Origin of the sequence: Myceligenerans indicum (assembly GCF_016742955.1) — a bacterium.
Classification (GTDB): domain Bacteria; phylum Actinomycetota; class Actinomycetes; order Actinomycetales; family Cellulomonadaceae; genus Myceligenerans; species Myceligenerans indicum.
Genome location: NZ_JABBYC010000093.1, coordinates 1 through 6,008 on the forward strand (window position 1 = coordinate 1; position 6,008 = coordinate 6,008).

The window sequence follows — 6,008 nt, forward strand, 5'->3', positions numbered from 1 at the left end:
AGATGTGTATAAGAGACAGGGTCGTCGGTGACGACGTCGGTCCGGGCCGGGTGGCGCGCTCGGCGGCGAGTTTCCGGAAGGCGGGGTCGCTCAGGTACTGGGCGAGTCCTTCGCCGCGGACGAAGGGGAGGCTGCCGAGGTCGAGGTCGTGGGTGCGCCATCCGAGGGTGGTGGTGTCGGTGGTGACGACGAGGGCTTCGGCTCCGGTCTCCTCGGCTCGGCGGACCAGTGAGGCGGTGAGGTCGTCGGCTCGCGGCCAGTAGAGCTGGAACCAGCGGGGTGTGTCGCCGAGGTCGGCGGCGATGTCCTCCATGGGGACGGAGGCCTGGTTGGAGATGATGACGGGCAGTCCGGTGCGGGTGGCGGCGTGGGCGAGGGCGGGTTCTGCGCCCTGGGGCGTGCCGGCGCGGCCGTGTTTGTGCTGGACGGCGAGTTCGAGGGCGCCGATGGGTGCGTAGAGCAGCGGTGCCGGCAGGGTGCGGCCGAGCAGGGTGGTGGTGAGGTCGCGTTGGTGGGTGCCGGTGAGCTGGCGGGGCAGGATGCGGTGGCGGGCGAAGGCGGTGAGGTTGGCGGTGGCGGTGCGCTGGGCGCCGGCGCCGCCGGTGATGTAGGCGGCGGCGCGGCGCGTCATGGCCTTGCGGGCGGCGGATTCGAGGCGGTCCGGTGAGGTGGGGACCACGGGGCGGTGTCCGTAGGCGCCGGCGGTGTAGATGCCGGACTGCACTGTCCGGGAGATGTTCTTCATCGGTGTCTGCTCTCGTGCCTGCTCTCGTGGCGGGGTGTTCTGGCGGACGGCCGGGGTCAGAGGGTGTCGGCCGGAGCCTCGACGGACTGCCAGTGCCAGGCCTCCGGGAGGCGGCCGTCGGGTTCGGCCCAGCTCGGGTGGACCCAGCCGTGAGCGGGGGCGTTGGCCAGCATCCACTGGTGCTCGGGGCTGCCGAAGGTCTGGATCCCGCCGCCGAGGTCGACGGACACGCCGAGGCCGTGGGTGGAGCAGCCGGGTGCGGCGGCGATGGGCGAGGTCGGGTCGTACAGGCTGACCTGGTCGTCGAGGGTGCGGTAGGCGGAGTTGATGGTCAGGTCGGTTCCGAAGGCGGCCTTGTAGGCGTCGTTGAGCTCGATGAGGGAGTCGAGCAGGTCGGCCCGCAGCCGGAACTGTGTGTCCCAGGGGATGGGCGCGAGGCGGTCCTCGGCGAGGCGGCCGCTGTCGGGGGTCCACAGCTGGTCGGGGGCGGGGCAGGTGATCGTGTCCTGGGTGGTGATCATGGAGTCGGTGGCGGCCTGCAGCTCGCTGCGGCCGGTGTCGAGGTCGGCGACGGCCTGTTGGAGCTCGGGGAGGCCGGCGCCGCCGAGCCGGTCGTCGCGGGTGCGGGTCTGGGTGACCTCGGCGGCGTCGATGGCGGCGCGCAGGGCGGAGCGGGCGAGGTCGTCGCTCTTGAGCTTCTCGGTGGTGGTGTAGACCTTCTCGGCACGGCTGAGGGTGCGGCCGAGGGTGTCGCGGCCTTCGACGATGTCGTCGCGGGCGCGCAGGGTCATGGAGGCCCAGACGTCGTCGGAGGCGGCGATGAGGTTGGTGGTGGCCGTCGTGGCCTGGCCGGGGAACCGTTCGAGGAACGGGGTGGCGTCCAGGAGGTCGTCGGCGGCGGCGAGCTCTTGTGTCAGGGCGTCCCTGGTGGCCGGGTCGGCGACGCGGCCCTCGGACTGTGTGAGGAGGGTCGTGGCCGAGTCCGCCTGCGTGGCGAGGTCGTCGGCCTCGCGCTCGAGGAACCAGTAGGCGGCGCCGGTGGTGAGGGCCAGCAGGAACGCGAGGACGGTGACGATGACGGTGTTGGTGCGGCCGCGGGAACGCTTCCTGGGCTTCTTCGCTGGTGCCTGTGCCGGGAACGGCGATGGCTGGGCGGCGGGCGGTGGGAAGGCCGTCTGGGTCACAGCGCAAGAACCTACGGCACGACGTGGTGACGTGGACAATCGCGAACGGGTGATTTCCTGTCGTGCGTCAAGCCTCCTCATCCTGCTCACGGCGGCTGTTCACTTCTGGCGGGAGGAACCTGGACGGCCTACGGTCGCGGCATGTCGCACACCGCACCGATCGTGTTCACCGCCCTGGCTCTGTCCGTCACGTCTGGTTGCGCGGCGAACGGCGGGGTGTCCGAGGAGGGATCCGGCCTCTCGCCCGCGAGCGCCGTGCACGCGAGCGCCGTGCGGCTTCCTCCGGTCGGGGGGCGTTTCGACTATCAGCTGGGTGCGGCGTACGAGCCGGACGGCGGGCTGGACGTCGTGGAGCGGGACGCGTCGGCGGAGCCGCTGTCCGGGGCGTACGGCATCTGCTATGTGAATGGTTTCCAGACCCAGCCGGGTGAGGCCGGGCTGTGGACCGGCGAGAACGAGGATCTGCTGCTGCACGACGGCGACGGGGAGCTCGTGGTTGATCCGGACTGGCCGGACGAGTACGTGCTGGACCCGGGAGGTGAGGGTCGGCGGGAGCGGATCCTGGCGATTCTGGGGCCGGTGATCTCGGGGTGTGCCTCGGACGGGTTCGACGCGGTGGAGATCGACAACCTGGACACGTGGACCCGGTTCGATGCGGTGACGCGGGATGACGCGTTCGCGCTCGCGCGCGGGTATGTCGACCTGGCTCATGGTGCGGGGCTCGCGGTGGGGCAGAAGAACGCGGCGGAGGCGACGGAGGCGGGGCGTGAGCTCGGTTTCGACTTCGCCGTCACCGAGGAGTGCGGGGCGTACGAGGAGTGCGGGGCGTACCGGGCCGCGTACGGCGAGCAGGTGCTGCAGGTGGAGTACACCGACAATCTGCCGGTGTCGTTCGCGCAGTTGTGTGCGGACCCGGACCGGGCGCCGTTGACGATCCTGCGGGATCGTGAGCTGGTGGGCCCCGGTGATCCGGGGTATGTGCTGGAGCAGTGCGGGATGCGGTAGTTCCCGGCCGGGTGGATGCGCGCGGGCCCGGCGCGGGGCCGGGCCCGGCGCCCGCGCCGGTGCCGGTGCCGGTGCCGGTGCCGGTCAGAACCGGATCATGACCTTCAGTGCCTCGCGTGTGTCCATGGCCCGGTAGCCGGCGGGGACGTCCTCGATGCCGATGGTGCGGTCGAACACCTTGCCGGGGTCGATGGTGCCGTCCAGGACGTCCTTGATGGCGTCCTCGAGGTAGGCGCGCACGGGGGCGGGGCCGCCGGCGAGGCGGGCGTTCTTGCCGAACAGGGAGCCGAAGCCGACGGGAGCCTCCTCGTACTGGGGGACGCCGACGCGGGAGATGATGCCGCCGGGGCGGACGACGCCGACGGCCTGTTCGTAGGCGGGCATGTGTCCTACGGCCTCGAGCACGGCGTGGGAGCCGAAGCCGCCGGTGAGTTCGAGCACCTTGGCGATGCCGTCGGCTCCGCGCTCCTCGACGACGTGGGTGGCGCCCCATTCGCGTCCCAGGTCGGTGCGCGTCTTGTGGCGGCCCATGAGGATGATCTGGCCGGCGCCCAGGCGTACCGCGGCGAGGACGGCGGACAGCCCGACGGCGCCGTCACCGATGACGGTGACGGACTGGCCGGGGGTGATCCCGGCCATGTGGGCGGCGTGGTGGCCGGTGAGGTAGACGTCGGAGAGCGCGAGCAGCGACTTCAGCAGTGACTCGTCGGCGGTGGCGGGGTCGACGCCGGGGACCTTGACCATGGTGCCGTCGGCCCAGGGGATGCGGGCGATCTCGGCCTGCTGGCCGCCGGTGCCGGGCCCGAAGAAGTTCACGTGCGGGCAGGCGGTCTGGAAGCCGTCCTGGCAGATCGGGCAGGTGTTGTCCGCGGCGGCGAAGGGGACGACGACGAAGTCGCCGGGCTGGAAGTTCGTGACCTGGGGTCCGACCTCTTCGACGACGCCGATGAGCTCGTGGCCCATGGTGGCGCCCTGGGGCAGTTCCGGCATGGAGTGGTAGGGGTGCAGGTCGGACCCGCAGATGCAGGCGCGTACGGTACGCACGATCGCGTCGGTGGGCGCCTGGAGGGTGGGTTCGGGGACGGTCTCGACGCGGACGTCGCCGGCTCCGTACATGAGGGTGGCACGCATGGTGTATCGGTCTCCTTGAGGTCTTTCGTGGGTGAGGGGTGGGGGCTTCTCAGTGGCCGTACTGCTCGTCGGTGACGTGTTCCTTCCAGATGGTGGTCCGGGCGGGGTCGTCGGCGTTCTCGAGGACGGCGAGGTGTTCCATGAAGGTGTCCGGGGCGGCGGCGTGCCAGTGGTCCTCGCCCGGGGGCGTGTAGAGGGTCTGGCCGGGGCGCACCTCGATGACGTTGCCGTCACGGTCGCCGAAGTAGGCGATGCCCTCGGTGACGTGGAGGTACTGGCCTCGTGCGTGGGAGTGCCACGCGGTGCGGGCGCCGGGCGCGAACCGGACCTTGGCGACCACGGTGCGCTGCTCGGCGCTGACGGGGACCGCGACGAGGTCGACCCACACGTCTCCGGCGAACTGTTCGGGCGGGTTCTTCACGGTGCCGTGGCCGGGCAGGATGCTCATGCTCATGTCGGGGTCTCCTCGGTCGGGGTGGTCACTTCGCGAACAGCTGCTGGGCGAGGGTGAGGGCGGACACGGCACGCGGCCAGCCGGCGTAGAACGCGACGTGGGTGATCGCCTCCTTGATCTCGTCCTCGGTGAGGCCGTTGGCCAGCCCCATCGGGATGTGCGCGCCCAGCTGCTCGATGCTGCCCGTGCTGACGAGACTCGTGATCGTCACGAGGCTGCGGTCGCGGGGCGACAGCTCGTCGGTGCGGGCCCACACCCTGCCGAACAGCACCTCGTCGGTGAGCTCGACGAACGTGGGCGCGAAGTCGCCCATCATCTTCTGCATCGGGGTCTGCTCGTCGGACATCTCGGTTCCTTCCGGTGCGGGGCCGGGACGCGCCTGGGGCGGCCTGGTTTCGTGGACACCACGAGTGAACTGCGTCGCGCCGGATCGTGGGAGGTTCTGTGAGAGGTACCCCTGGCGGTACCCGTGAGGGCACGCGCCCGTGCCGAGGGGTACCGTCAGGGACTCCCACGCTCCCCGGCCCGCGCCTACGGTGGTGTCATGAGCACACCACAGGAGGCGCGCGAATTCCTGGTGAGCCGGCGCGCCAAGGTCACGCCGGACATGGTGGGCCTGCCCGCGGGCGGTATCCGGCGGGTGCCCGGCCTGCGGCGCGGCGAGGTCGCCGTCCTGGCCGGGGTGAGCGTGGAGTACTACACCAAGCTCGAGCGCGGGGACCTGCGGGGGGTCTCGGACGAGGTGGTCGGCGCGATCGCCTCCGCCCTGCGGCTGGACGAGGCCGAGCGGGCGCACCTGTTCGACCTGGTCCGGCACGCCAACGCGCGGACCCGGGCACGACGGCGGACGCCGGCGCGTACGGATGTGCGTCCCAGTCTCCTGCACCTGGTGGACTCGATCACCGAGGGCGCCGCGGTGCTCGGCAACACGCGCAGTGACATCGTCGCGACGAACACGCTGGGCCGTGCCCTGTACGACCCGGTGTTCCGCTCCCAGCCGGAGCCCGTGGGATACCCGCGCTTCATCTTCCTCGACCCCGCCTCGCGCGACTTCTACCCCGACTGGGAGACCGTCGCGGACGCCTCCGTGGCGAGCCTGCGCACCGTCGCGGGACGCGACCCGTTCGACAGGTCGATCACCGACCTGGTGGGCGAGCTGTCGACCCGTTCGGAGGCCTTCCGCACCCGCTGGGCGCGGCACGACGTGCGCCTGCACATCCAGGGGGTCAAGCACATGCGCCACCCGATGGTGGGGGCCGTCGAACTGGAGTACAACGTGATGGAGCTGCCCGCCGACGTGGGACTGAACCTGACCGTCTACACCGCCGCCCCCGGTTCGGAGTCGCAGGAGAAACTCACGCTCCTGGCCGGCTGGTGGATCTCGCAGGAGTCCGGACGGCCGCTGCGCCAGGAGCCGGTGTCCGGCTGAGCCTCATCCGGCCCCCGAGGTCCTGTCTCTTATACACATCTGACGCTGCCGACGATAAGG

At 71.2% G+C, this 6,008-nt stretch carries 7 protein-coding genes; 2 read left to right on the forward strand and 5 right to left on the reverse strand.

Annotated features, from left to right (window positions below; all coding sequences use genetic code 11):
• On the reverse strand, positions 1-745 hold a 745-nt coding region (locus HGK34_RS21640; protein ID WP_201851379.1), incomplete at its 3' end, for an alpha-hydroxy-acid oxidizing protein.
• Between the two features lie 56 nt (positions 746-801).
• A complete protein-coding gene (locus HGK34_RS23690; protein WP_201851381.1) occupies positions 802-1,929 on the reverse strand; it encodes a D-alanyl-D-alanine carboxypeptidase family protein in 1,128 nt (375 codons plus the stop codon).
• 141 nt (positions 1,930-2,070) lie between these two features.
• On the opposite strand from HGK34_RS23690, the gene HGK34_RS21650 reads away from it, so the two are divergent.
• Positions 2,071-2,934 carry an endo alpha-1,4 polygalactosaminidase gene (locus tag HGK34_RS21650; protein ID WP_201851383.1) on the forward strand — a complete coding sequence of 288 codons (864 nt, stop codon included), beginning with the start codon at positions 2,071-2,073 and terminating at the stop codon, positions 2,932-2,934.
• 84 nt (positions 2,935-3,018) lie between these two features.
• On the opposite strand, the gene HGK34_RS21655 is transcribed toward HGK34_RS21650, so the two are convergent.
• From HGK34_RS21655 to HGK34_RS21665, 3 genes are read right to left on the reverse strand one after another with little or no spacing between them, the layout of a single operon-like run.
• Complete coding sequence (locus HGK34_RS21655) at positions 3,019-4,065, reverse strand: alcohol dehydrogenase catalytic domain-containing protein (protein ID WP_201851385.1); 1,047 nt, start codon at positions 4,063-4,065, stop codon at positions 3,019-3,021.
• 49 nt (positions 4,066-4,114) lie between these two features.
• On the reverse strand, positions 4,115-4,513 hold the full coding sequence (locus HGK34_RS21660) for a (R)-mandelonitrile lyase (protein ID WP_201851391.1): 399 nt from the start codon (positions 4,511-4,513) through the stop codon (positions 4,115-4,117).
• Positions 4,514-4,544: 31 nt separating this feature from the next.
• Positions 4,545-4,865, reverse strand: a complete 321-nt coding sequence (locus tag HGK34_RS21665; RefSeq protein ID WP_201851387.1) for a carboxymuconolactone decarboxylase family protein — start codon at positions 4,863-4,865, stop codon at positions 4,545-4,547.
• A gap of 198 nt (positions 4,866-5,063) precedes the next feature.
• On the opposite strand from HGK34_RS21665, the gene HGK34_RS21670 reads away from it, so the two are divergent.
• The gene (locus HGK34_RS21670; RefSeq protein WP_201851389.1) at positions 5,064-5,948 is read left to right on the forward strand and encodes a helix-turn-helix transcriptional regulator; all 885 of its coding nucleotides are present in this window, start codon (positions 5,064-5,066) and stop codon (positions 5,946-5,948) included.
• Positions 5,949-6,008: the final 60 nt, after the last annotated feature.

What these genes read in the sequence shown, in the direction of transcription:
- HGK34_RS21670 (WP_201851389.1), top strand. Translation starts at nt 5,064, where the DNA reads ATGAGCACACCACAGGAGGCGCGCGAATTCCTGGTGAGCCGGCGCGCC.
- HGK34_RS21660 (WP_201851391.1), bottom strand. Translation starts at nt 4,513, where the DNA reads ATGAGCATCCTGCCCGGCCACGGCACCGTGAAGAACCCGCCCGAACAG.
- HGK34_RS21665 (WP_201851387.1), bottom strand. Translation starts at nt 4,865, where the DNA reads ATGTCCGACGAGCAGACCCCGATGCAGAAGATGATGGGCGACTTCGCG.
- HGK34_RS21650 (WP_201851383.1), top strand. Translation starts at nt 2,071, where the DNA reads ATGTCGCACACCGCACCGATCGTGTTCACCGCCCTGGCTCTGTCCGTC.
- HGK34_RS21655 (WP_201851385.1), bottom strand. Translation starts at nt 4,065, where the DNA reads ATGCGTGCCACCCTCATGTACGGAGCCGGCGACGTCCGCGTCGAGACC.